Here is a 24,704-nt window from a genome sequence, read left to right on the forward strand (position 1 = left end):
CCGTATCAGGAAACAGATGCGGCGCGTAAAAATCTCATCAATCGAAGCCCTGAAAAACCGCGTCGTCCGGGCCGATGGAAGCCGGCGATTTCCACGTCGCGTCGCGCATGGAATGTCGCACCTGATGCTCCACGCCCAGCAGAACGGCAAAGATCGCCATGCGGACTGCAATGCCGTTGTCAGTTTGCCGGAAGATGGCAAGACGCGGATCGTGATTCAGGTCGGTGGCGAGATCGTTCGCGCCGGGACGGCTGTCGCGCGGCAGCGGATGCATGATGAGCGTGTCGCGTCCGCAGGCTTCGTTCACGAGCGCCTGATTGATCTGGAAGTCCGGCGTATAGCCTTCGATGGACTCGTCCGCGAAACGCTCTTTCTGAATGCGCGTGGCATAGACGACATCCGCGCCCGCAAGACCCGCGCGCAGATCGCTCGTCTGTTCGATGACGTGATCGCCCCGCGCGATGCGCTCGATGATATGCGCCGGCATTTCTAGCGAACCCGGCGAAATCAGCGTGAACTTGAGGCCCTTGTAAAGTGAGAGCAGCTTGGCAAGCGAATGGACGGTGCGGCCATATTTGAGGTCGCCGACCATCGCGATATGCGCGCCATCGACTATCTTCCCGAGCCGCGAAAACTCGCGCTGGATCGTGTAGAGGTCGAGCAGCGCCTGGCTCGGATGCTCGCCGGGGCCGTCGCCCGCGTTGATCACGGGAATGTTGGTCGCACGCGCGAACTCCGCGACGGAGCCTTGCTCGGGATGCCGCACGACGATAGCGTCCGCATAGCCGCTGATCACGCGGCTCGTGTCGTAGATGGATTCGCCCTTCGCCATCGACGAGAACGTGAAGCCGGTCGTGTCGACCACCGAGCCACCGAGCCGACAGAACGCCGAGCCGAAGCTCACGCGGGTACGTGTGCTCGCCTCGAAGAACAGGTTCGCCAGCACCGCGCCTTCCAGCACGCGCGTGATTTTGCGGCGCCGCGCGATGGGCTGCATCATGTCCGCCGTGCGAAAGAGCGCTTCGGCCGATTCACGCGAGAACTGATCGATGGAGACGAGCTGCGGGCGGCCTTCGTATGCAATCGACGGATATACGCTTTGCGTAGATGTTCCGCCCTCGGGCATGCCGTCCAGAATCTCGCCGACATAGCGCGCGGCGATCTCCGGCATGGCGCGCGATTCCGGCGACTCGTCCGGCAAAAGCCATGTGTCCAGCGCACGCCGCGACACGCCGATGCGGGCCGCGAAGGCATCGCGGGTCATGTTCAGACGCCGCATGGCGTCGCGAAGCACGGTCTGTTGCTGGCTCACGGTCGTCGCTCCTTAAATGTACGCGGAGCGTATATTAGGTCACTCGCCGATCAAATGCAACACCAGTTCGCGATCATGCGATGCCGTGCGGTGCTCGAATACGTATATGCCTTGCCACGTGCCGAGCACCATGCGGCCCGCTTCGACCGGAATCGAGAGCTGGACGGTGGTGAGCGCGGTGCGCAGATGCGCGGGCATGTCGTCGGGACCTTCGGCGTCGTGGACATAGCGGCCCGGCGCTTCGGGCGCGACGGTTTCGAAATAGCGTTCGAGGTCCGTGCGCACGTCGGGATCGGCGTTCTCCTGAATCAAGAGCGACGCGGACGTGTGTCTGCAGAAGATGGTCAGCAAGCCGGTGCGGATATCCTGATGATCGACCCAGCGGTCGATGGCGCGCGTGACTTCGTGCAAACCGCGCGAGCCGGTTGCAACCGTCAGATGTTGAAGTGCCTGTTTCATGTCGGTCCCGTTCGAAAAGATGCGAAAGATGCGGGAAGATGCTTCTGTCAGTCTACCGGCTATGCTTTTGGCAAGGGAGCAAAGAGCGATGACATCGAAAGTCCCGCCCGGATGGCGCTATCTGACCGCGTTGGCGTGCCTGCTGCCCGTCACGCTTGCGGCACTCGCCGACGACGCACGCGTCAATCGCGGTGACGACCCGTTCATGCAAGTATCGAAAGCAATCGCGACTTGCCCGACCCCGCGCGGTCCCGTCGAAACCGAACAGGAATGGCTCGACGAAGCGCATTACCGCATCGAGCGCGGCAATAGCTGCTGGATCGCGGGACGCTGCCGCCTCTCGAACAGCTACGCGTACGACCGGGAAATCGCCGAGAGCACGACGCGCCGCCTCAACGCGCTCAACGCGTCGCTGCAGTGGCGCGAGCACACCAGCCTGTGGCTTACGATCCAGCGCCGCTTCATCTATCTCGACGGCTGCGTCGCGCGCGATTTCGACAAAGCGCGCTTCGTATCGGAATTAGGCGAGACCGCCGATGTCGAAAAGATCATCGACCGGACGACAACGCAGCCCTGAGCGCGCATTTCGCGCGTAAGCTGAAAGCAGCATCGTCCCCAGCGGTCGTCGCCCATGAAAACCCATCTTTCCGAGTGGCTCAGTCATATGTCGCTGATGGCCACGTTCCTGCCACTCGACTTCGCCGGTCTGGGTCTCGTCGTGCTGGGGCTCGGCTTACTCGTCGCGGAAATGTTCCTGCCGACCTTCGGCGCGCTCGGCATCGGCGGAATCATTGTGTTTTCGACCGGCGCGTTCATGCTCATCAATAGCGGAGTGCCTGGCTTCGGCATGCCCTTGAGCCTCGTGACGGGGTTCGCTATCGTGGCCGCGCTCTTCGTGTTCGGCGTGTCGAGCGTCGCCTTGAAGGCGCGCAAGCGGCCCGTGGTGAGCGGCAGCGAAGCGATGCCAGGCAGTATCGGCGTGATGCTCGATGCAACCGGCGCCGCGCCCGCAAGTGGCTGGGCGCGTGTGCACGGTGAACGCTGGCGCGTGCAGACGGCTTCATCGCGAGAACTTCCAGGCGAGGGCGCGCTCGTGCGTGTGCTGTCGCGGCACGGACTGACGCTCATGGTCGAAGCGCTGGAGCGCGACCGGCAATCGCATCAACACTAACGAGGCATTAAAAATGGGGCTTACTTTTGGGTTTGGCGGCATTGTCATTGCGCTCGTCATCATTCTCGTGCTTTCGTCGGTGCGCATTTTTCGCGAGTACGAACGCGGCGTCGTGTTCACGCTCGGCCGCTTCTGGAAAGTGAAGGGGCCGGGGCTCGTGCTGATCATTCCGGCGGTGCAGCAAGTAGTGCGGATGGACCTGCGCACCGTCGTCTTCGACGTGCCGCCGCAGGATGTCATCACGCGCGACAACATCTCGGTGAAGGTGAATGCGGTGGTGTACTTTCGCGTCGTCGATCCGGAGAAAGCGGTGATTCAGGTCGCGCGTTTTCTGGAAGCCACGAGTCAGCTCGCGCAGACCACCTTGCGCGCGATACTCGGCAAGCATGAACTCGACGATCTGCTTTCGGAACGCGAGCGCCTGAACAGCGACATTCAGCGCGTGCTCGATGCCCAGACCGATGCCTGGGGCATCAAGGTATCGAATGTCGAGATCAAGGACGTGGATATCGCCGAGACGATGATCCGCGCCATCGCGCGCCAGGCCGAAGCCGAGCGCGAGCGCCGCGCGAAGATCATTCATGCGGAAGGGGAGTTGCAGGCATCCGAGAAACTTCTGCAAGCGGCTCAGATGCTGGCGCAGGCGCCGCAAGCCATGCAACTGCGCTACTTGCAGACATTGACGACGATCGCCAGCGACAAGAGCACGACGATCGTCTTCCCCATACCCATCGATATCGTGAGCGCGGTGCTCGACAAGATCGGCAAGGGTGGCCGCGAGAGTTAAACCAGCGCGGGGAAGTCCAGCGTGGTGTCGTTCACGCGATTGAAGAGATTCGTGAAGTTGATGACGCTCGCGGCGAAGAGCGCGTCGATCACTTGCGCGTCGCTGTAACCTGCCGCGCGCACGGCATCGAGCACTTCGGCTTTCACCGTGCCGCGTGAACCGGTGGCTTCGCGCACGAAGCGCACGAGCGCATCGCGTTTATCGTTGCCAGTGGCGATACCCGCGCGAATCTGCTTCGTTTCTTCCTGCGTGAGACCGACCAGCTTGCCGACGACCGTGTGCGCGGCTTCACAATAATCACAACCTGCCTGTCCGCTGACGGCGAGCTTCACGGCTTCGATATCGGCTTTGCTCAAACTGCTTTTAGCGAGCGTCGCGTCATTGGCGAGCGATGCCGCGAGCGCGCCGGGACTATGCGTGCCGACGGTTGCATACGCATTGGGTACGCGGCCTGCGGCCTTCTTGATCTTGGCGAAGAGTTCGGCGGTGTCACCCGTGGCTTCGTTCACATCGACTTTGGAAATGCGGGACATGGTGTGCTCCTTTTGGTTGATTGCCATGTGTCGTGGCATGGATGCACTGTATGTCTTTGCCGGAATCGCGTGAATGCTCTCCAGGCTCGGAAAGATGCTCGCGCGTCTCAATCGAGTGGATGATGTTTCAAGAAGAGGATGGAAAGGGTTTGCTCACGAACCTCGACCCGGCGAGGCCGAAGCGCCAGGGCACGTCCATTGCCTTGGAAATGCCGATGCGCGGCCCGCTCACGATATCGACTGCATCGTCCGGTGCTTCGACGCAGAACGGCGCTTCGAGCAGCGACATGCCGTTCTGCTTATGCGTGATGCCCAGGGCTTGCGCTAGGCGGCCCGGACCGGAACAAAGCAGCTTGATGGGTTCGAGCCCGCGTCGTTCGCGCATGAGATCGAGTCCGACAAGCGGCTCGATGGCGCGAATCAGCACGCCGGCGCCATGACCTTCTTCGCGGCAAACGAAGTTCAGACACCAGTGGATGCCATAGGATCGATAGACATAAGCATGAGCGGACGGTCCGAACATGACCGCGTTGCGCGGCGTGAGACCCGAGAAAGTATGCGAAGCGGGATCTTCGCGGTCGTATGCTTCGGTTTCGACGATACGTCCACCGACGCCATCGAAAGTGACGATGGCGCCGATCAGCCGCCGCGCCACGATGTCCGACGCGGCATTGAAGTCGATAGCAGAATGGAGTGTGGGCTTGGCTTTCACAGAAGGTATTCTAACCGCGCACAAGATAACGACGGAGCGATGCTCACATGAAGTCTTCCTGGTTCCTCAAGTTCTCGAATGGTCTCTCGCGCGTGGCGGGACATGCGTCGACGTTCATCATTGCGGTCGTGCTGGTGATCGTGTGGGCCGTCTCCGGGCCGATCTTTCACTTCAGCGACACATGGCAGCTTGTCATCAACACGTCGACGACCATCGTCACGTTTCTCATGGTGTTCCTCATCCAGAACACCCAGAACCGCGATACGGCCGCCATGCAGATCAAGCTCGATGAATTGATCCGTGCAGTGGACAACGCGCATAACGCTTTACTCGACCTCGAAGAACTCGACGAGAAAGACCTGGCCATTTTTCGTAAGCGCTATGCAAAACTGGCGGAGGAAGCGCGTGACGACTTGCGCTCGGCGAGCAAGGATATCGACATGCCGATTTTCCCGAACGATGCCCGACGCAAGGAAAAGAAATAGTGGGATATTGCGCCCGATGACAGTCGCGCTTAAGGTTGAACAAAAAGTTTGCAGAACGTGCTAAAGAGCGTGACAAGCAGGTATTAATGGTTGTAGCATTAACCTTACAGCGCGATATCCGGTTTTAGCGATGCTTGAATATTAAGCAGCATCGGTCGGAGCGACGGCCTCGAATGCCGTCGAAGCCCCGGCATGCAAAGGCGGAGCCCGAACGCCTGGCAAACGTTTTCTGAAAAAAATGCAAGGGCACGGAGAGTCGCGCGCTCGCTGTCAAGACACGCTTTAAACACGCTAAAAGAAAAATTTCTCTCTATAAAGTTTTAGCGTCGTTTGCCGACAGCGGTCTAGTTCATTCATTTTAAAACGTCGAATTAAGGCCATTTCCGGCCTCTAAATGGCGAAGTAATTCCTTGTGGCTATAGCTAGGATTGCTGTACCCGGTACCCCTAATGCCGGGCCGCACCTACCTACTCAATGCAAAAACAAGGAATGACCAAAATGACCAAGTTTTTCAAGAAATTCATCCGCGACGAACGTGGCGTCAGCGCGATGGAATACGCGATTCTGGCCGGGATCGTCGGCGTGGCGCTCGTCGCCGTGGCAGGCACGTTCAGCACCAGCGTTTCGGGCTGGTTCACGTACCTCAACACCAAAGTCACCGCCGCCCAGAAGTAACGACGCATTCGAGATCCGCGTCTCGCGGATCTCCCCCTTTCTTTCACTCGGTATCCGGTCCATCGTGCTGCTCGCATCCCTTGCCATCCGTCTCATCGTGCTGTGCGCGCTCTTGGTGCTCGCCGTCATCGATGTCCGTGCGCGTCGCCTGCCGACCGGGATCGTGCTTGCGATCGGTTCGCTCTTCTTTGTCGATGCGTTGCTGCGAAAGCTGTCGCTCGACGAGATCATCGCGCATCTGATACTCGCGTGTGTCGTGTTCGCGATCTGCGCCGCGCTTTTCGCCGCAAAGATGCTCGGCGGAGGCGACGCGAAACTCGCGGCCGTCATCTTTCTCTGGGCTGGCGTCAGTCTGTCGCTGCCGGCTCTCACGCTCATCTCGCTGATCGGGACCGTGGTGTCCCTCGTCAGTCTCGCCACCCGCAACATGAAGGCCGATCAGACATCGTCACCCATGCGCGCGCTGGCGATGTTCTCCGGCGCGCGCGGCGTGCCTTACGGCGTGGCGCTGGCGCTCGGCGGCGGTCTTGTGATCGTGCTGCCGGCCGCGCTTCCCTTGTTAATGACGCATTAGGCCGGCACTCACATGTCCAACTTCATCAAGTTCGCCGTTCTTCTCGTCGGCGCCCTGCTCATCGCTCTGGTCGTGCGTGTGGTGGTGGCAAGCGCGAGCAAACCGTCCGCGCCCACCGTCAACACGGAGAAGGTGCTGGTCAGTGCAGCCGCCTTGCCGCAGGGCTTGCTTCTGCGTGACGAGGACATCACCTGGAAACCGATGCCGGCCAACGAAGTGCCGGTCAATGCCGTCGTGTCGGGCGCGCAGAACGCGCCGGAACTCAAGGGTGCGCTGTTGCGCCATCCGGTCGAAAGCGGCGCGGTACTCGTCGCCGACGACGTGATTCTGCCGAACGCGCCGGGCTTTCTCGCCGCGACGCTCAAGCCCGAGATGCGCGCCGTCTCCGTAGCCGTCGACGATGTCTCCGGCAATGCCGGCCTGATCCAGCCGGGCGACTACATCGACCTGATCCTCACGCAGCAGATGGACCGCCGCACCGATTCGCCGGACCTCGCGGTGTCGAGCGAAACGGTGGTCGAACATGTGCGCGTGCTGGCCGTCGGTTCAGAAATCAAGCGCCCGAAAGCCAGCAGCGACGTACCCGATATGAGCGCGCGAGCGCGCACCGTCACGCTCGAAGTGACGCCGCGCATGGGCGAAGTCGTGGCGGTTGCCGCGCGCCTCGGCAGTCTCTCGCTCGCCTTGCGCTCGTTTGCTACTGCAAGTCGCGATCCGGCCGCCGCCGCCGCGGCAGCCAGCGCGACGTCGACCGAACGTCCGCCAATCTGGGCCGGCGACATCTCGCGCGCCGTTCGCTCGTTGCCGCACGCAAGCCGCGCGCCGCAAAGCGCGCCTGGCGTGGCCGCCGCGCCGCCCATGCCGCGCACCGTGATGGTTTATCGGGGCTCGGAGAAGTCGGATGGTCAGAACGTCGCCCAGGCGGCAGGCGGGGCGCCCGAGAACGCGCCACCGTTGCCCGGCGTTCCGTCGCTTCCCGTCCAGCGCTAATGCCCTAAGCCGGCGGTGATCCGGCGACCAAGGAAAAGATAGTCATGAAAACGCAGTTCAGTTCGAGATCGACGCCGATGCTGCCCACCGCGGCGAGCCTGCTCGCGCTCGTGTGCGCGGCATTCGGCCTGACGCCGCTCGCGCATGCCGCCGGCGCTCAGGTGATCAACGTCGCGGCTCGTCCGGGCGCAGGTGCCGTGCCGTCTAAAGGTGCCGTTACCGCCGAGGCAAGCCAGGGCGTACTCGCACTCGATGCAGGCAAAGGCTCGATGCTTCATCTGCCCGAGGACGCCGTTTCGGTGTTCGTGGCCGACCCGAGCGTCGCGGATGTGCAGGTGCCGTCGCCGCGCGCGGTCTTCGTGCTCGGCAAGAAGGCCGGTTCCACCACGGTCTACGCGCTCGGCGCGAACAACAAGCCGATCTTTCAGAAGACCGTTGTCGTGACGCGCGACATGGTCGCGTTGCGCGCCATGCTGAAGGCGCGCTTTCCCAACACGAATATCGATGTGAACGGCATACAGGGCTCGCTCATTCTGACGGGCCAGGCACAGAATCCCGCCGAGGCGGATACGGTCGTGCAGGCCATCACGCCGATGCTCGCGGACAAGGAAGTGCTCGTCAATCGCATGACCATCGACAAGCCCTTGCAGATTCAACTGCGGGTGCGGATCACGGAAGTGGACCGCAACGTGACGCAGCAGTGGGGCATCAACTGGCAGGCTATCGGCAGCGCGGCCGGCAACTGGTATAGCGGCATCTTCAGCGGCCGTCAGATCTACAACTACAACCAGCCCATCACGACTTCGTCGGGCTCGGTGACCTATCCGCTCAATCTCGCGACCAACAACGCTTACTCGCTGTTCGGCGGGTTCCGGACGGCCAACACCGATATCCGCGCGCTTGTCGATGCGCTGAATCAGGAAGGCCTGCTCACGGTGCTCGCCGAGCCCAATCTCGTCGCGCTTTCGGGCCAGACGGCGAGCTTCCTCGCGGGCGGCGAGTTTCCGATTCCGGTGTCGCAGATCAACGGCGCGATCACGGTCGAATTCAAGCAGTTCGGCGTCAAGCTCGACTTCACGCCGACCGTGCTCAACGACCGCCGCATCAGCCTGAAAGTGCGGCCGGAAGTCAGCCAGATCGACACGACGGCGAGCGTGACGACCAACGGCGTGACCGTGCCGGGCCTTTCGGTGCGCCGCGCGGATACCACCGTCGAACTGGCGAGCGGTCAGAGCTTCGCCATTGGCGGGCTGCTCCAGAGCAATACGACCGACCTCGTATCGCAAGTACCCGGCATCGGCTCGATCCCTGTGCTCGGCAAGCTGTTTTCCTCGTCGAACTACCAGAACAACAAGACCGAGCTCGTGATCATGGTGACGCCGTATATCGTCGAGCCGACCGATCCGGCCAAGCTGCGCACACCGATCGAGTCGCTGGTGTCGCCGAGCGGCGACATCGAATATGGTTTCGCCCGAATGTTTGGGGGCACCGAATCGGCACCGGGAAACCCTCGTCTCGTCGGCGCGGCCGGCTACGTCTATTGAGCCTGATGCCATGAACCACGCACGTTTCATTTCGCTCTTCACCGCCTGCTCGCTCGCTTTGCCGCTTGCTGGCTGCTTCATCAAGCCGCCCGTGAGCATGCCCGATTCACGCGTCATTGGTTACGACGGCAACGCTGCCGTGCCGCCCGACTGCGAGAAGCTCACGCGCGCCTCGCTGTTGTTCGATTCCGGCGTGCGACGCCCGTCGATGCAATGGGGCTGTGCCACCTACACCAACCTCGCGGCGCAGGTCGCGAACCCGCAAGACCTCGTGAATCCGCAGACGCTCGGCCCCGCCGATGCCGCGGTCGCCGCGAGCGCCGTGCATCGCTATGAGACGGGTCAAGTGATTCCGCTCGACACCACGACGACTACGCGCAACGGCAAGTAAGCGCGCCTTCGAGACACCGACGCCATGAGCACCACTGAATTCTCGTTGATCAAAGGCAAGTCCGCCGTGCGGGCCGCGGACTTCATCGCCTTCGTCGCCGACCGCCAGACCGAGCAGGTTCTGAAAGCCTTCGTGCTGGAGCAGGCGATGCCGCACGCGCATATCGCGGTGGGCAGTATCGACGAAGCCATCTCGCATGTCACCAAGCTCGAGCGTTCGCCGCAGTTTCTGCTGGTTGATTTGCACGACTCGGCGATGCCTCTGTCCGACCTCGGCCGGCTTGCCGAAGTGTGCGAGCCTTCGGTGCAGGTGATCGGCATTGGCGAGCGCAACGACGTCGGCCTGTTCCGCAGCCTGCTCAAGATCGGCGTGCATGACTATCTCGTCAAGCCGCTGACGGTGGAGTTGCTCAAGCGCACCGTCAACACCGCCGACGGCAAGGTGACGCCGGTGACGCTCACGCGCACGGGCAAGACCATTGCGTTCGCGGGCACGCGCGGCGGCGTCGGCGTGACGACGCTCGCGCTCAATCTTGCGCGACATCTGGCAGACACCACGCATCGGCGGGTCGCGTATGTCGATCTGAACCTGACGGGCGGCGCCGCCAACTGCATGCTCGGCACGCAGAGCAACAATGGTCTTTCGGACGTGCTGGAAAACGCGCATCGTCTCGATCCCCAATACGTCGAGCGCACGCTGATGGCGAACGGCAGCCGTCTGTTCATGCTCACCGCGGATATCGACTACGGCGCCGAGCCGCCGTACAAGCCCGGTGCGCTCGCCCGCGTGATCGAACTGCTGTGCGACAGCTTTCACTATGTGATCATCGATATCGGCAATCCGAGCGCGCCGTTGTCGCAGGAAGCGTTGAACCATGCGTCCCGCGCGTATCTCGTGACCGACCGTTCCGTGCATTCGACGCGCGAGTCGATCCGCCTTTTGCGTTACATCGAGAATCGCGACAACAATCCGCCGACCTCGATTCTGCTCAATAACCCGAGTGCGGTGAGTGCGGGCAAGGTGCAGCCGAACGACTTCATGTCGGCGGTGGGCCGCTCCGTTCTGCATGAGATCCAATTCGAAGCCAAGGCGCTCGCCACCGCCGAAAACCTTGGCGAAGCGCCCAAAGATAAGACGCCGAACGGGTTCAATCAGGCTATTACGCGTATTGCGAGCGATCTCACCGGCCAGCAAGCTGCCGCCGGGCGCTCGTTGCTGCGCAAGTTCAGTCTGAGGAGAGGCTGATGTTCGGGCAGAAGCAGGCATCCCGGGCGACGCATTCTGCATTTGCACCGGCTCAAGAAGGAGCATCCGACCAGGCGAGTATTGCCGAGCCGGCCATTCCGGTGGCGGACGCGCCCGCGCGCTTGCACGTGGCGGAGAGCAGCGAATCGCTGGTGCGCTCGGATCTGTTCAAGGTGATTCGCGCAGGCGTGTTCGGTTCGATGAACGCATCGGTGGTGGTCGGCAAGACGCGCGAGCAGATGAAGCCGGGCATCGAGCAGCTCGTGATGGAGATAGCCGAGCGCGAAGGTCTCAACGTCACGATGTCCGAGCAGCAGCAGATCGTGGGCGAACTGCTCAACGACATGTACGGCCTCGGGCCGATCGAGCCGCTGCTCGCCGACGAAAGCATCACCGACGTGCTGGTGAACGGTCCCGATCAGGTCTATGTGGAACGCCACGGCCGTCTCGAACTCACGAACTGCAAGTTCCGCGACAACGCGCACGTGACCAACGTCGCGCAGCGGATAGCGGCGGGCGTGGGGCGGCGCGTCGACGAAAGCAGCCCGATGGTCGATGCGCGTCTCGCGGACGGCAGCCGGGTCAACGTCGTGCTCCCGCCGCTCGCGATTCATGGCGCGTCGATTTCCATTCGGAAGTTTTCGAAGCGCAACATCACGCTGCACCGCATGGCGCAGCAAGGCAACATGTCCCTCGCGATGGCAACCGTGCTCAAACTCGCGAGCACGTGCCGGCTCAACGTCATTGTGTCGGGTGGTACGGGTTCGGGCAAGACGACGCTGCTCAACGCGTTGTCGCACTTCATCGGTCACGGCGAACGCACGGTGACGATCGAGGACGCGGCGGAACTGCAACTGGTGCAGCCGCACGTCGTGAGCCTGGAAACGCGCCCCGAGAATGCCGAAGGTCTCGGCGCCGTGACGCAGCGCGACCTCGTGCGCAATGCGCTGCGGATGCGCCCGGACCGCATCATCCTCGGCGAAACGCGCGGCTCCGAAGCGTTCGACGTATTGCAGGCCATGAACACCGGCCACGACGGCTCGATGACCACCATCCACGCGAACACGCCGCGCGACGGCATCACGCGTCTGGAGAGCATGGTGATGATGGCAAACGGCAATCTGCCGCTCCTGTCCATTCGCCGCCAGATCGCGAGCGCGGTGCACCTGATCGTGCAGATCGAGCGGATGCGTGACGGCATGCGCCGCGTCACGCGCATCACCGAACTGGTGGGCATGGAAGGCGACGTGATCATCACGCAGGACTTGTTCACCTTCCGCTACGACGCAACCGCCTACAGCGAGGAAGTAAAGGGCGCGTACGAATCGGCGGCGGTGCGCCCGGCGTTCTCGCAGCGCGCTCAGTACTACGGTCTCGAAGATGCATTGCTCGAGGCGATGCAGCCATGAACACGATCAACCTCGTCACGATCTGCGCGTTCGTCATTGCAATTCTCGGCGGCATGATGTTTTTCATCGTGCAGGACATGCGAAATAACCAGCCGCATGCGCGCATTCGCACGCGCATGCGCGAATCGTTCGAGATGCACGGTTCGCCCGAGAAGAACGCAAGCAAGAACGAGATCAATCTGTTCAAGGTCAAGAAGCAGGAGAGCGTGTACTCGCGCTTTCTCGGGCCCAAGGTGTCGCGCCTGAAAACGGTGGCGGGGAAGAACGGCATGCGAATCGTGATCGTCGCGGCGATTCTCGGCGAGCTGCTCGCCATCGGCATGGTGGACATCATGCCGCTGCCGAGTTTCGTCCAGCCGCTTCTGATCGTCTTCCTGCCGGTCTTCACGCTGGTCAAGGCGTACAACTTTCTCGTGGAGCGCTTTCGCCGCCGTTTTCTCAACGGCTTCCCGGAACTGATCGATCTGATCGTGCGCGCGGTGCGTGCGGGCGTGCCGGTCACGCACGTCATCACCACGGCAGCCGACGAATGCGCCGAGCCGCTCAGGAGCGAGTTCAGGATCATGAGCGATTCCCTGCAAGTGGGTCTAGACCTCGAGGAAGTGCTGACGGTGGCGGTCAAGCGGATCGAGATCGCGGACTTCTCTTTTTTCTGCGTGTGTTTGCTCCTGCAGCGGGAAACCGGCGGTCAGCTCGGCGAGACGCTCGAAAACCTGGCGAATATCGTGCGCACGCGCCGCGAGATTCGCGTCAAGACCAAAGCGCTCACAGGCGAGGCGCGCATCACCACCAAGATTCTGGCGGCGGTGCCGGCTTGCATTATCGGCAGCCTGTACTTCCTCAACCGCGACTACATGAAGGTGCTCACCAACACCGACAGCGGCAGCAAGCTCCTGACCTTCGCCGTGATCTCGATCGTCATGGGACTCATGGTCATCAACAAGATTTCGAAGCTGGATACCTCGCGATGAACCCGGAACAGATCCAGACGCTCATCAACCTGCTGATGCTGATTGCGCTCTTTGCCGGGCTCGCGGGTTGGTGGCTGACGCGCCATGGCGGCCAGCGCGGCCGCATTGCGGAGCGCACGCGGCTCGCGGCGCATGCCGAGCGCATCGACCTCGCTACCGGCAACGACGACGAACTCAACTTTCGCGCGCGCGTGATGCGCCGTCTCGCGCGCATTGGCGACAAGCTGCCGCTCTTCGACGCCAAGTATCGCCTGAAGCTGCGCAAGGAACTGATCAGAAGCGGTTATCGCAGCAATCTCGCCGTCTCGGTTCTGCTGGCGTCGAAATTCTGCGTGGGGCTCATCTGCGCGACGCTCACGGTCATGCTGGGCTCGCATATTCCGATGATCGGCGCGTATCCCGCGGTGCGCGGCGCGGCGATGCTGATGGTGTTCATCGTCGGCATGATCGTTCCGGAATATCTGCTGAATTTCGTGGGTGCTCGCCGCCGCAGGGCGATGGCCGCCTCGCTGCCCGACGCGCTCGACTTGCTCGTGATCTGCACCAACGCGGGCAATAGTCTCGGCGTGTCGATCCGTCGCGTGGCCGACGAACTCGCAAGCATCTGCCCGCCGCTTTCCGACGAATTTTCCCTTACCGCCGACGAACTGAAGCTTTCTGGCGACAGCACGCGCGCGTTGAACGGGCTCGCGGAGCGCATCGATCTGCCTTCGATCCGCGCGCTCATTTCCACCCTCACTCAGTCGATGCGCTACGGCACGCCGATCACGCAGGCGCTGCGCACGTTGTCGCGTACCGAGCGTCTGCAGCACATCGTCTCGCTGGAAGAAAAGGCCGCAAAGCTCGCCCCCAAGATGGTCGTGCCGATGATGCTGTTCATTCTCCCGGCCATTGTCGTGATTGCCGCGGGGCCGGCCGTGCTCCAACTACTGGACGTTATCGCCAAAACCAAATGAAGACCGACTTCTATCTTCGCCGCCTTCCCGTGCTTGCCGGCGCGGTGCTCATCGCGCTCGTCGCGAGCGGTTGCACGACCACTGCCACGACCTCGCATCAGGTGTCCGGCATGCGCTCCGTGTCGCAAGACGGCGCTCCCGGTGCGATGAGCGAATTGCGTATCGCCGAATCCGCGCTCGAGTCCGGCAACATGGACATGGCGACCACGATCTACGAAAAGATTCTGCGGGCGAACCCGCGTTCGGTCGAAGCCATGACCGGCCTTGGCAACACGCTCTACTCGGTGGGCGACTTTACGCGCGCCGGCGTCTACTACAGCAAGGCGGCAGCCATCGACGGAAACGCCCCCGCGCCGCTCATCGGCATGGCGCGCGTGGCGATTCATCAGCGCCGTTTCGACGACGCCATCGCGACGTATCGGCATGTGCTCGCCGAAAGCCCGGACGATCCGCTTGCGGCCGCCGGTCTCGGCGCCGCGTACGACATGAAGGGCGACCACGCGACGGCGCAAGCCGTGCTGCGCGATGCGCTCAAGCGCAATCCCGGCGATACCTCGCTTTCCGTGAACCTGGGCACGTCGCTCATCATGGCGGGCAAGCCGCGCGATGGCGCGAACGTGCTGCTCGACGTGACGCGCTTTCCCGCCGCGCCGCCGCAAGCCCGCCAGGATCTCGCGCTTGCTTACGGTCTGCTCGGCAACGATGACGCCGCCGCCGAAATCCTGAGCCGCGATTTGCCGAAGGCGTCGGTGCAGGACAACCTGCGCTTCTACGAACTGCAGCGCCAGCGTATCGGCACTTCGGGCGCGTCGGGCGCGTCGGCCACCAGCGGCTCCAACGCAAGCGTGGCGCCCGTCGCTGCGCCGGCGGTGGCCGCCGTGAGCCTCAGGTGAGCGCCGTGCTTCATGCCCGGGCACACCGCAACGTGTCGCGCTTCTTGCGCGATGACGGCGGCAGCTCGCTGATCGAGTTCGCGATACTCGCGCCGCTCTCGTTCATCCTCATTCTGGCGACGATCGAATTCGGTCTCGACATGATGGTGGACGCCACCGTGCAGATCGCCGCGCAGCAAGCGTCGCGCGCCGGGCTCACGACCAGCGCGCCGGCGAGCGGAACGCGCGATCAGCAGGCGCAGAACCTCATCAACAACATGCTCGGCGGCTGGACCAACATCGGCGCGACGATAACGATCAATACGCTGACCTACGGGACTTACAGCAACGTGGGCACGAGCAACTACCAGAGCAGCATGGGCAATTTCGGCGATGTCGTGTCCTACAACATCACCTTGACCATGCCGCCCATCACCGGCATTCCCCGTATCTTCGGCGTCAACCAGTTGACGTTCCAGCGCAATTACATCGTGCAGAACGAAAAATGACCCACGCTCGCTCATCCGCTTCCGGGGCCGCCAGCGCGTCGCGCCGCCGCAGCTTTCTCTCCCGCCTGTGGCGCTCGAAGCGCGGCAGCGTCACGATAGAGTTCGTGATCATCTTCCCGTTGATGGCGCTGATCCTGACCGGCTTCGTCGAAGCGTACATGTATCTGCGCGCGGTGAGCGTGCTGGAACATGCGACCTTCACACTCGCCGATTCGCTCGGTCAGATGCCGCGCGTCATCAACGACAATTCCACCAGCAACGCCAATAACCTCGGTTCGCTGTGGTCGGCGGCCACGCTGCTCGCCGCACCCAATACGATCAACGGGCAGGGCGCGGTCATCATCACCTCGGTGTGCGACACCAATGCCACGACCTGCGTCTTGCCGCCGGGCAAGCCGGGGACGGATCCCGGCAAGGCCGTCGTTCACTGGCGCGCATCGGCGCCGTGGAACTTGTCGGGCCTGACGACCAAGGTGTCGAGCACCGCGCCGTTGCCGTCGACCTGGCCGTTTCGCGCGGGCGACTCGGCGATCATCGTCGAGATCTACTACCAGTTCAACCCGTTTGCCATGACCTCCGCATTCTGGAAGAACTCGGTCGGCACGCAGACGCTTTATCAACGCATCTACGTGCGCTCGCGAACCGGCCAGCCGCTCGACCTGGCGAGCTCCTGATGAAACGCCGACTCTTTCCGACACGCCGCGGCGCTTCCTCCTGCGCGACGCCCGCGCTGCGCGCGCCGTTCTTCGCCAACTTCGGTGGTCCCGCCGCACCCCGCACGCTCGCTCAACTCGTGCGTGGCGACGAGGGCGCGCTGACCGTGCTGTTCGCCGTGACCGCGAGCATGATGATCGGCACGCTGTGCACGGCGATCGACACCATCGACTATGCGCAGACGCAGGGCCGCATGCAGATGGCGCTCGACGTGGCGACGCTTTCGGCCGGTGCCGACCTCTCGCACTATGCAATGACAACGAGCGCGGACCTCGCTGCATGGCAGGCCGACGCGCGCGCCTATTACAACGCGAACATGCCGACGGGCTACATGTCGCTCACCATGCCCGACCAGAATTTCGCGGCGTCGGTGAGCGGGACGCCAGCCACCGGGCAGGTCATCAAGCTGTCGGCATCGGGTTCGGTGCCGCTCTACGCGCCGACCTTCCTCAACACCAAGTCGACATCGTCGAGTGGATCGGGTTCGGGCTCCGGAAGTTCGGGCAGCACCTTGCCGAGCACGCAAACTATCTCGGCGAGCAATACGGCGTTGCGCGTGCCCAAGAGCACGCTCGAACTCGCGTTGATTCTCGACAACACGGGCTCGATGGCTTCCGCCGCCGCCAAGGGCGGCAAGACGAGCAAGCTGAGCGGCCTGCAGGATGCCGCCAACTCGCTCGTGGCGAATATCCTTGGCGTGCAGGGCAACGACTCGTATATCGGGCTCGTGCCGTTCACGACGATGGTGAACGTCGGCTCGGCACTCAGTTCGAGCGGAACCTGGATGACGCAGACCACGAGCAAGCAGTTCGCCTACAACCCCACCAACATGTCGATGTCGAAGTGGGGTGGATGCGCGGTCGAGCCACGCGACACGGCCGGCAACGTCTATCCGAAGGCTTACGCGCCGAAGGATTCGCCGGGCTTTACGCCCTGGTATTTCAACGTGCCGTCTACCGGCTTCACGGTCCAGACTTACGACAACAACTGTAATCTGCAGAAGAACGGCACGACGGTCGTGAAGGGCGTGCCGCTCAGCTACGCGTATTACTACGCATCGCCGGGGCTTTGCCAGTCGAAGACGCCGACCACGGTGCCGACCAACTTCATGGCGCAGTATCCGTATTCGGGTACGGTCACTTATGACCAGAATGGCAGCGACTACGACAGCCGGCCATGCTCCATCCAGCCTGCCGTGTTCCTGACGCAAGACCAGAACGCGCTGACGACGGCCATCAACAACATGGTGGCCAATGGCTCGACTCTGATTCCGACAGGTCTGCTGTGGGGCTGGCGCATGCTTTCATCGGATTGGTCCAAGTCGGTGGCGGGCAGCAACAACGGCTGGATTTCGAACGACGGCACGCTGCCGCGTCCGGAAACGACGCAAGGGTTGCAGCGCGTCGCTATCGTTCTGACCGACGGCGAGAACGATCCCGGCGATCCGTCGGGGACCATGCCGCAGCCGTTCTTCAATCAGCTCGCGCTCGGCAATCAGACGCTCAAGTCGCCGACGGTGTACGACTCCACGGGTAACGCGCTGAACGGTTTGGTGTCCAGCCCGGACGACGTCAATACGTTCCAGCTCGGTATCTGTCAGGCAATGAAGAACAGCGGCATCATCATCTACGCGATCACTTTCGGCACCTACGGGACGGACTCGGCGAGCGTGGCTGCGCAAAACACGATGCAATCCTGCGCGACGAGCGGCAACTACTATCACGCACCCGACAACGCAACGCTCAATCAGATCTTCCAGCAGATCGCGGGCAACCTGGGTGTATTGCGTCTTACGCAGTAAGGGAAAGCGGCAGGCGGGCACGTGCGTTGCTCGCCTTCCCCGGTGCAAGTCAACTTCCCAAGGAGTACCGACATGCCCGAAAAGAAAACCGTCGAAAGCGCCACCAAGGCGAAGCGCGCAGGCAAGTCCGCCAGTACCCAGGCGGGCAATTTCGTGAAAGAACAGATCGATCACATCCGCGAGGGCAAGCATGGCGCGAAGTCCGCGAAGCAGGCCATCGCCATCGGTCTATCCGAAGCCCGCCGCTCCGGCGTAAAGGTCAAGACGCCGAAGAAGGCCACCACGTCCGAGGCCACGCGCGAGAAAGCCGCACAAGACACGAAAGCCGCGCATCGCACGAGAAAGAGTCCGAGCACGGAGTCGAAGGCAAAGCGTTCCGCGACGTCCACGCGCGTGCTGAAGCGCGAAAGCACGAAGGCGGCATCGCACAAGTCGCTGTCGCGGCAGGCGCATGCAAGCGCGAGCCGGCGCTCGGCGGCGGATCGCTCGGCTGCCGCGAAGAAGGGCTGGGCAACGCGGCGCAAGAACGCCAGCGCTGCATCGAAGGGTTCATCTGCGCGTCACTCGGCACGTTGATCCGCCGCGCGCGGGAGCATTCGCGCGAACGATACGGCCATCATCGCGAGTTCTTGCGCCGCGGGCGTGAGCGGCACGCCGGCTCTTCGAAGCAGGCAGACGGGCGTCGGCGCGGCGCGTTCGGCAATCGGGATCACGGTGATGTGTTCCCGAAAAAACGGATGCGCCACGAGGCTCGCCGGTTCGAGCGCGAGGTAGTCGCTTGCGGTAATGCAATGAAGCGTGTCGAAGACCGCTTCGGTGGTTACCGCGACGTTGGGCGGCGTGAGCCGGGCCGTGTCGAATAGCGCGGACAGCTTGTTGCCCGCGTGACGCGTGCTCACCCACTCGGCATTGCAGAGACTCGAAAGCTTGCGCGCGCGTGCAAGCGGATGCCCCTTCCGCGCGATCACCGCGACATTGGAATCGAACAGCCGTGTCGTCTCCATATCATGGATGTCCGCGTCGGGCGCAATGAGTGCGAGGGCAAAATCGAGCCGTCCCTCGCGCACCCATGACGTCAGCACGCGCGACGTCGCGCTCGTCAAATGCACATCGATACGCGGACAGCGCTCTCTGAAGCTCGCGAGCAGCGCGGGAAAAAGCCGCATGGTCGCATCGGCTGCCAGACCAAGCGCAACGCTGCCGGTTAATTCGCCGCGCATCTGACGCATCTCTTCTTCGGTCTTCGCACATTCGCCGAGTATTAGATCGGCGCGCACACGCAGGCGTTCGCCGGCGCTCGTCAGCCGCACGCCACGTACATCGCGTTCGAAAAGCGGCCCGCCCGCTAGCGCTTCCAGCTTGCGTAACTGCTGAGTGATGCCGCTCTGCGCAATCGTCAGACGCCGCGCGGCCGCGCGCAGGCTGCCCGCCTCTGCAACGGCCACGAAGATTCGCAACTGGGTCAGCGTCAATTCCATCGGCGATCTCGAAAAGTGATCATGATAATTAAAATGCCTCTTTTTAAGGGCGCTTTGTCCGCTTAGCATGAGCGCTCCAATCCCGAAAATATCCCGCCGACCCATGTTCAAAACGTTCATGCTCAGCAGCGCTCTTGCCGCCACGCTTGCGATGTCTCCGTTCGTTGCGAGCGCGAAGGACGCCGATACCTTGCGCCTGGGCATCGACCCTGGTTATCCGCCGATGGATGTGAAGACGCCCGACGGCCATGTCGCGGGCTTCGACGTCGATCTCGGCGATGAAATCTGCCGCCGCATCGCGATGCGCTGCCAGTGGGTCGAGCTGGAATTCTCCGGCATGATTCCGGCGCTGCAAGCGCGCAAGATCGACGGGATCATGTCGTCGATGGCGATCACCGACAAGCGCATGAAGCGGATTGCGTTTTCGACGAAGCTGTTCCAGTTCCGCTCACGTCTGATCGCAAGGAGCGGCGCGTCGCTCGCGCCGAGCGCGCAGGGTCTCGCCGGCAAGCGCGTCGGCGTGCAAAGCGGCAGTCAGTTCGAGACCTACGCCATGAAGAACTGGCAGCCGGGCGGCGTGGAAATCGTTGCGTATCAGAGTCAGGAGGGTGTGTTCAACGATCTCGTCGCGGGCCGGCTCGATGCCGCGTTGCTCGGCTCGGTCGAAGCAGAGCACGGCTTCCTGAAGACCGCGCGCGGCGCGGGCTTCGCGTTCGTCGGCGCACCGCTTTCCATGGGCGATCATGGCGTGGGCATGGGCATGCGCCAGGACGATGCCGCGCTGAAGACGAAGGTCGACAAGGCCGTGACCGACATGCGCGCGGACGGCACGTATCAGAAGATCGCGCACAAGTACTTCGACTTCGACGTCTACGGCGACTGAGCCTCATCTTTCACGGACTTTTTCATCGATGCAAACACGACACACGCCGCTCGCTTCCACGACGCTCGGTACGGCGCGCGAACTCGTCAGCTTTCATTTCGGTGCGGAACGAAGCGGCGAGAAGGTCTACATCCAGGCCTCGCTGCATGCTGACGAAACCCCCGCGATGCTCACGGCGTGGCAGCTGAAGAAGCGTCTGATGCAACTCGAAGGGGAAGGGCGCTTGCGTGGCGAGATCGTCCTCGTGCCGGTGGCGAATCCTGTCGGCTTGTCGCAGCATGTGCTCGGGCAATTCCTTGGCCGCTTTGAGGCGAATAGCGGCCACAACTTCAACCGCGGTTTTCCGATGCCGCCCGCGCAGGCGTTGATCGAACGTATCGGCATGGCGTGGTCGAGCAGCGACGCCGCATACAACGCGCGCCTCTTGCGTTGCGCCGTGCGGGACATGCTCGGCGAAATGCGCGCGAAGAACGAGTTCGAGTCGCTGCGGCTGACGCTGCTGACGCTCGCATCCGATGCCGACATCGTGCTCGATCTGCATTGTTCGCTCGAAGCCACGATGCATCTCTACACGAGCCCGGCAAGCTGGCCCGCGCTGGAACCGCTTGCGCATTATCTTGGCGCGAACGGCGTGCTGCTCGCAACGGATTCGGGCGGGCAGTCGTTCGACGAAATCCACGCGCTCTTGTGGAACGAAGTCCGTGCGTTGCTCGGCGGCGACGTGCCGCTCGGTGGGCCGAACATCGCGGCGACGGTGGAGCATCGCGGGCAGCGCGACGTGAGCTACGAGACGGCGCAACACGATGCGGATGCCATCGTTGACTTTCTGATCGCGCGCGGCGTGATCGAAGGCGAGGCGCGCGCGTTGCCGCCGCTCGTACTCGGCGCGACGCCGCTTGCGGGCAGCGAGCAATTGATTGCGCCGGTGAGCGGCATCGTCGTGTATCGCGCGTCGGTCGGGGCGAGGTTGAAGGCTGGCGACGCGGTGTTCGATATCGTCGATCCGCTGACGGATGCCGTGACCACGGTCGCGACGAAAAACGATGGCGTGTTTTATATGCGGCGTGCGATCCGTTTCGCGCAGGCCGGTGCACCGATGGGGCGGGTGACGGGGCAGACGGCGTTCAGGACGGGGGTGTTGATCGGGGCGTGAGGTGGGTTAGGGCAGGAGCGTGTGGTTGACGTGCCTCGCCCAATCCGGAAATTCGCCGCGATAAAGAAGATGCAGGCCTTCGCTGAATGTCGCGGCTTCGAGACCGTTCACCAATGCCAGTAGCGCCAGTGCAGACGCCGTATAAAACGACACATGGCCGTTGCGAGGCATGCAATACCACCACTGTCCGATATCATCGCGCAAATTGCTTTGAGGAACGAACAGCGTACTGATGAGCATTGCGCCGTTGCCCTCGATAAGGCTTGCCAGTGTTTCGACGAGTCTAAGCGGCTCGACGTGATGCTCGAAGACTTCGAATGCAAGCACGACGCCGTATCGGTCGATCAGTGACGTATGGTCGGACGCTTCGCCAAAGGGATCGTACGAGCGTATTCGTTCGAACCCGCGAAGCCGAAGTTGCTGTTCGAGAATCCCTGTCCGGCGCCGTAATCGAGAAGCTTTTCCTGCGCGAGGCTGGGAAAAAACTCGGCGATCATCCGTGCGTTGGCATTTGGCCGCGCGAAGGTGTAGTCAAGATCTTGCCGTTCGTAAGCCGCGTATAGATGTGTTCGCTAAAGTCGTTTGGCGTCCAGTCGTCGAAGGCGGGCGTGTGGATAAATCCGCATTGCTCGCAACGATAGTAGTAGATCGATGTGCCGAAATACGGATCGACTTTACATCCAGCCAGATGATCCGCGCCACCGCGCGAGAAGTCGGCGAGTCGACACAGGGCGCTCGGTTTCGCGCAGCATTTGCATGTCGAGTAAGGCGCAGCCTTATTCATGCCGTCGAACAGCATCGTCGTACCAGATGAAAGCGGGCGCGCATTTCAACATGCCGCGAATGGGCACGTAACGGCAAGCGGCTGCGGACTCGAAAGCCCGCAGCCCAAAGCTTCTTACCGCGCGTCACTCACCGTCTGATTCAACGTCTGCCCCGCGATCACCGTGTTCTTCAACACGATGTCATGCACGTTGTACGCATAGATCGGCCCGGGCGTTGCCGCCGTCGCCGGTCCGGCCGCAACGGGCGTGCCGAAATCGCAATCGGTGATGGTCACCCCGGTGATGGCCGGAATGGCCGGCACCGGCGCGGGGCCGTTGTAATCGAACGCGACCGGTCCTTGCGCGACGATCGCCTGAAAACACGATCCCGTCGCGCCGTTCGCCGTGACGTTGCTCGCCTTCACGTTGGAAATGTTCACATTCTGCACGAGAGCGGGACGCGTGCGGATGGCGTCTTTCGACGGCTGATAATCGCAATCGAAGGTGATGATGCCGCCCTGCGCCGCCGATGGATTCGCCGCGCTGGCCGTCGCCACGCCGAGCGGCACGGTCGCGTTGATCGGACTGCCCGCGAGCAGGCTGCTGCCGTAACCGGACGGGGTGAGGCTGACGCCGTTGGGCAAGGTCACGTTATCGACGTAGAAGTCTTTCACGAAGCCGCCGCGATTCATGTTCGTCTTCACGCGAATCGCAATGTTCAGCGAGTTGGTCGCCCAGAACTTGTTGAGCATCTGCAGATTGCGCGCATAGATTTTCTGCACGCCGCCGCCCATTTCGCTGCCTAGCGTGATGCCGCCGTGGCCGCTGTTCATCGTGCAGTTTTGAATGACGTGGTTTTGCGCCGGGCCGTATTGCGTGTCGAGATCCTTGCCCGACTTGATGGCGATGCAGTCGTCGCCCGTGTTGAACACGACGCTTTCGCACAGGACCATGTCGCAGGCGTCGGGGTCGAAGCCATCGTTGTTCGGACCGATGCTGTCCACCGTCACGCTGCGCATCACCACGTTCTTGCAGTCGGTCGGATGATGCTGCCAGAACGGCGTATTGATGGTGCGGTAGCTCTCCATCAACACGTTCGTGCAACCGATGAATTCCACCATGCAAGGCCGCAGATAATGCCCGAGACCGAAGATGCGCTTCTCGATAGCGACACCCGCCTCGGACAGCGCGGGCAGATAGTTCTGGTCCTGCTGCCACGGCGTGGCGGGGTTGGTGAGTTCGGCGTAGAGCGCATCGGAGATGCCGGGCGCGGCGGTTTTGAGATCGACGTTCTTCGAGTTGCTCGACGCTTGTGACGGCGTCGACGAACTGACGCAGCCATACACGCCGTTATTGCCCTTCCACGTCCACCAGCTCGTCGCGGTGTTGCCGCTGCCGGCAAAGGGCGTCATTGCCTGGCCATTGAGCACGGACGTATCGCCTTCGCCCGTGAGCGCGACGTTGGTCTGATTGCGCGCATAGACGGGCGGGCCGTAGTTGAGGCAATCGTTTGCCTGCCAGCGGCTGTAAAACAACTTGCCGTTCGGGCCGCAGTCGATCGGGCCGTCTTTCGCGTAATCGGCCGGGTTCGGGCTGAAGAAGATTTCGCAGTTCGCGCTCAGATGAAAGTCGACGTTCGATTGCAGCACGATCGGCCCCGCGCAATACCAGTTGCCCGCTGGCACGACGACGCGTCCGCCGCCCGCCGCGCTGCACGCCGCGATTGCCGCGAAGAAGGCGGGACGCGAATCGAACGAGCCGGGCGCTTGCGTCTGATCGGCGCCGCTGCTCAGGGGCGACTTCGTGGCATCCGTATAAGGATTCGCCGCCGCCACGACAGCGCATGGCTTCGCGCCGTAATCGGTGACGAGGAACTGACGGCTCGGCACCATCGACGTCGATACACCCTTGAGCGCATTGACGATTTGCGTGGCGGAGCCGGACGGCCCCCAGATCGCGTCTTGCACGGTGGCCGGGGCCGAATCGTCATGACCGCCGCAGGCGCTAAGAAGGCTCATTGCGCTGATTCCGCCGAAAAGTGGGGCGCTTGCCGAGACGCCCGCGAGTTTGACGAAAGAACGTCGTGATAGTGAACCTGCTGACGGTTTTGGGGATTTCATTTGTTGTCTCCTGGATCCGGTCGGGGCCGGTTTTGTGGATTCGGTGAAGTCTTCGTACAACGGTTAACCGGATGCTTGCGTTGCAGCAAATGGATCGAGACGAAGCTTCGGGAAATCGTTTTCCTGACTTACGATATCGAAGTTGTCAGGCATTGGTCAAGTAAAGTCAGGCAGCGTCGGGTTGGGACTTTCCCGC

General features: G+C 62.4%; 26 protein-coding genes and 1 pseudogene. 20 read left to right on the forward strand and 7 right to left on the reverse strand.

The window, feature by feature from the left end:
- Window positions 1–37: 37 nt before the first annotated feature.
- Both LDZ28_RS16060 and LDZ28_RS16065 read right to left on the reverse strand, forming a co-directional pair.
- Window positions 38–1,279 (reverse strand): aspartate carbamoyltransferase, encoded by a 1,242-nt coding sequence (locus LDZ28_RS16060; protein WP_244829687.1) that lies wholly within the window; start codon window positions 1,277–1,279, stop codon window positions 38–40.
- A gap of 72 nt (window positions 1,280–1,351) precedes the next feature.
- Window positions 1,352–1,771, reverse strand: coding sequence for a secondary thiamine-phosphate synthase enzyme YjbQ (locus LDZ28_RS16065; protein WP_244829385.1), 420 nt, complete (start codon window positions 1,769–1,771; stop codon window positions 1,352–1,354).
- 88 nt (window positions 1,772–1,859) lie between these two features.
- Between LDZ28_RS16065 and LDZ28_RS16070 the strand changes: the two genes are divergently transcribed.
- From LDZ28_RS16070 to LDZ28_RS16080, 3 genes and pseudogenes are all read left to right on the forward strand, one after another.
- Window positions 1,860–2,348, forward strand: a complete 489-nt coding sequence (locus LDZ28_RS16070) for a BON domain-containing protein (RefSeq protein WP_244829386.1) — start codon at window positions 1,860–1,862, stop codon at window positions 2,346–2,348.
- 108 nt (window positions 2,349–2,456) lie between these two features.
- Window positions 2,457–2,942: pseudogene (locus LDZ28_RS16075) on the forward strand (NfeD family protein); the annotation flags it as partial.
- Window positions 2,943–2,955: 13 nt separating this feature from the next.
- The gene (locus LDZ28_RS16080; RefSeq protein ID WP_244829387.1) at window positions 2,956–3,729 is read left to right on the forward strand and encodes a slipin family protein; all 774 of its coding nucleotides are present in this window, start codon (window positions 2,956–2,958) and stop codon (window positions 3,727–3,729) included.
- On the opposite strand, the gene LDZ28_RS16085 is transcribed toward LDZ28_RS16080, so the two are convergent.
- Both LDZ28_RS16085 and LDZ28_RS16090 read right to left on the reverse strand, forming a co-directional pair.
- Entirely contained in the window at window positions 3,726–4,262 is a 537-nt protein-coding gene (locus tag LDZ28_RS16085) for a carboxymuconolactone decarboxylase family protein (RefSeq protein WP_244829388.1), read from the reverse strand. The genes LDZ28_RS16080 and LDZ28_RS16085 overlap by 4 nt on opposite strands.
- Before the next feature lie 127 nt (window positions 4,263–4,389).
- Window positions 4,390–4,974: a DNA-3-methyladenine glycosylase gene (locus tag LDZ28_RS16090; RefSeq protein WP_244829389.1), complete on the reverse strand. Its 585-nt coding sequence runs from the start codon at window positions 4,972–4,974 to the stop codon at window positions 4,390–4,392.
- Between the two features lie 47 nt (window positions 4,975–5,021).
- On the opposite strand from LDZ28_RS16090, the gene LDZ28_RS16095 reads away from it, so the two are divergent.
- The 15 genes from LDZ28_RS16095 to LDZ28_RS16165 all read left to right on the forward strand — a co-directional run bounded on the left by LDZ28_RS16095 (window position 5,022) and on the right by LDZ28_RS16165 (window position 18,686).
- Window positions 5,022–5,459 carry a low affinity iron permease family protein gene (locus LDZ28_RS16095; RefSeq protein WP_244829390.1) on the forward strand — a complete coding sequence of 146 codons (438 nt, stop codon included), beginning with the start codon at window positions 5,022–5,024 and terminating at the stop codon, window positions 5,457–5,459.
- A gap of 498 nt (window positions 5,460–5,957) precedes the next feature.
- Window positions 5,958–6,134 (forward strand): Flp family type IVb pilin, encoded by a 177-nt coding sequence (locus tag LDZ28_RS16100; protein ID WP_244829391.1) that lies wholly within the window; start codon window positions 5,958–5,960, stop codon window positions 6,132–6,134.
- Window positions 6,135–6,198: 64 nt separating this feature from the next.
- Window positions 6,199–6,708: a prepilin peptidase gene (locus tag LDZ28_RS16105; protein ID WP_244829392.1), complete on the forward strand. Its 510-nt coding sequence runs from the start codon at window positions 6,199–6,201 to the stop codon at window positions 6,706–6,708.
- A 12-nt stretch (window positions 6,709–6,720) separates the two neighbouring features.
- On the forward strand, window positions 6,721–7,698 hold the full coding sequence (gene cpaB / locus LDZ28_RS16110; protein ID WP_244829393.1) for a Flp pilus assembly protein CpaB: 978 nt from the start codon (window positions 6,721–6,723) through the stop codon (window positions 7,696–7,698).
- Between the two features lie 44 nt (window positions 7,699–7,742).
- Window positions 7,743–9,242, forward strand: coding sequence for a type II and III secretion system protein family protein (locus tag LDZ28_RS16115; protein ID WP_244829394.1), 1,500 nt, complete (start codon window positions 7,743–7,745; stop codon window positions 9,240–9,242).
- A 10-nt stretch (window positions 9,243–9,252) separates the two neighbouring features.
- Window positions 9,253–9,633, forward strand: coding sequence for a CpaD family pilus assembly lipoprotein (locus LDZ28_RS16120; protein ID WP_244829395.1), 381 nt, complete (start codon window positions 9,253–9,255; stop codon window positions 9,631–9,633).
- A gap of 24 nt (window positions 9,634–9,657) precedes the next feature.
- Window positions 9,658–10,878, forward strand: a complete 1,221-nt coding sequence (locus LDZ28_RS16125) for an AAA family ATPase (protein ID WP_244829396.1) — start codon at window positions 9,658–9,660, stop codon at window positions 10,876–10,878.
- A complete protein-coding gene (locus tag LDZ28_RS16130) occupies window positions 10,878–12,287 on the forward strand; it encodes a CpaF family protein (protein ID WP_244829397.1) in 1,410 nt (469 codons plus the stop codon). The genes LDZ28_RS16125 and LDZ28_RS16130 overlap by 1 nt, the downstream gene beginning before the upstream one ends.
- Window positions 12,284–13,258 (forward strand): type II secretion system F family protein, encoded by a 975-nt coding sequence (locus LDZ28_RS16135; protein WP_244829398.1) that lies wholly within the window; start codon window positions 12,284–12,286, stop codon window positions 13,256–13,258. The genes LDZ28_RS16130 and LDZ28_RS16135 overlap by 4 nt, the downstream gene beginning before the upstream one ends.
- Complete coding sequence (locus LDZ28_RS16140; protein WP_244829399.1) at window positions 13,255–14,214, forward strand: type II secretion system F family protein; 960 nt, start codon at window positions 13,255–13,257, stop codon at window positions 14,212–14,214. Before LDZ28_RS16135 ends, LDZ28_RS16140 begins: the two co-directional genes overlap by 4 nt.
- Window positions 14,211–15,107 (forward strand): lipopolysaccharide assembly protein LapB, encoded by an 897-nt coding sequence (locus LDZ28_RS16145; protein WP_244829400.1) that lies wholly within the window; start codon window positions 14,211–14,213, stop codon window positions 15,105–15,107. The genes LDZ28_RS16140 and LDZ28_RS16145 overlap by 4 nt, the downstream gene beginning before the upstream one ends.
- Before the next feature lie 5 nt (window positions 15,108–15,112).
- Window positions 15,113–15,595 carry a TadE/TadG family type IV pilus assembly protein gene (locus LDZ28_RS16150; RefSeq protein WP_244829401.1) on the forward strand — a complete coding sequence of 161 codons (483 nt, stop codon included), beginning with the start codon at window positions 15,113–15,115 and terminating at the stop codon, window positions 15,593–15,595.
- Window positions 15,592–16,269, forward strand: coding sequence for a TadE/TadG family type IV pilus assembly protein (locus LDZ28_RS16155; RefSeq protein WP_244829402.1), 678 nt, complete (start codon window positions 15,592–15,594; stop codon window positions 16,267–16,269). The genes LDZ28_RS16150 and LDZ28_RS16155 overlap by 4 nt, the downstream gene beginning before the upstream one ends.
- A complete protein-coding gene (locus LDZ28_RS16160; RefSeq protein WP_244829403.1) occupies window positions 16,269–18,110 on the forward strand; it encodes a VWA domain-containing protein in 1,842 nt (613 codons plus the stop codon). The genes LDZ28_RS16155 and LDZ28_RS16160 overlap by 1 nt, the downstream gene beginning before the upstream one ends.
- A 72-nt stretch (window positions 18,111–18,182) precedes the next feature.
- Window positions 18,183–18,686, forward strand: a complete 504-nt coding sequence (locus LDZ28_RS16165) for a DUF6496 domain-containing protein (RefSeq protein ID WP_244829404.1) — start codon at window positions 18,183–18,185, stop codon at window positions 18,684–18,686.
- Here the strand turns inward: LDZ28_RS16165 and LDZ28_RS16170 are convergent.
- Complete coding sequence (locus tag LDZ28_RS16170) at window positions 18,671–19,588, reverse strand: LysR family transcriptional regulator (protein WP_244829405.1); 918 nt, start codon at window positions 19,586–19,588, stop codon at window positions 18,671–18,673. The two genes, LDZ28_RS16165 and LDZ28_RS16170, sit on opposite strands and share 16 nt — an antisense overlap.
- A gap of 118 nt (window positions 19,589–19,706) precedes the next feature.
- Here LDZ28_RS16170 and LDZ28_RS16175 point away from each other — a divergent pair, with 118 nt between their 5' ends.
- Window positions 19,707–20,471: a transporter substrate-binding domain-containing protein gene (locus LDZ28_RS16175; protein ID WP_244829406.1), complete on the forward strand. Its 765-nt coding sequence runs from the start codon at window positions 19,707–19,709 to the stop codon at window positions 20,469–20,471.
- Window positions 20,472–20,499: 28 nt separating this feature from the next.
- Entirely contained in the window at window positions 20,500–21,624 is a 1,125-nt protein-coding gene (locus LDZ28_RS16180) for a succinylglutamate desuccinylase/aspartoacylase family protein (protein WP_244829407.1), read from the forward strand.
- Window positions 21,625–21,630: 6 nt separating this feature from the next.
- On the opposite strand, the gene LDZ28_RS16185 is transcribed toward LDZ28_RS16180, so the two are convergent.
- Window positions 21,631–22,056 (reverse strand): methyltransferase domain-containing protein, encoded by a 426-nt coding sequence (locus LDZ28_RS16185; RefSeq protein WP_370652207.1) that lies wholly within the window; start codon window positions 22,054–22,056, stop codon window positions 21,631–21,633.
- A gap of 466 nt (window positions 22,057–22,522) precedes the next feature.
- Window positions 22,523–24,508: a glycoside hydrolase family 28 protein gene (locus tag LDZ28_RS16190; RefSeq protein WP_244829408.1), complete on the reverse strand. Its 1,986-nt coding sequence runs from the start codon at window positions 24,506–24,508 to the stop codon at window positions 22,523–22,525.
- Window positions 24,509–24,704 lie beyond the last annotated feature (196 nt).

The organism is Caballeronia sp. TF1N1, assembly GCF_022878925.1.
Lineage (GTDB): Bacteria > Pseudomonadota > Gammaproteobacteria > Burkholderiales > Burkholderiaceae > Caballeronia.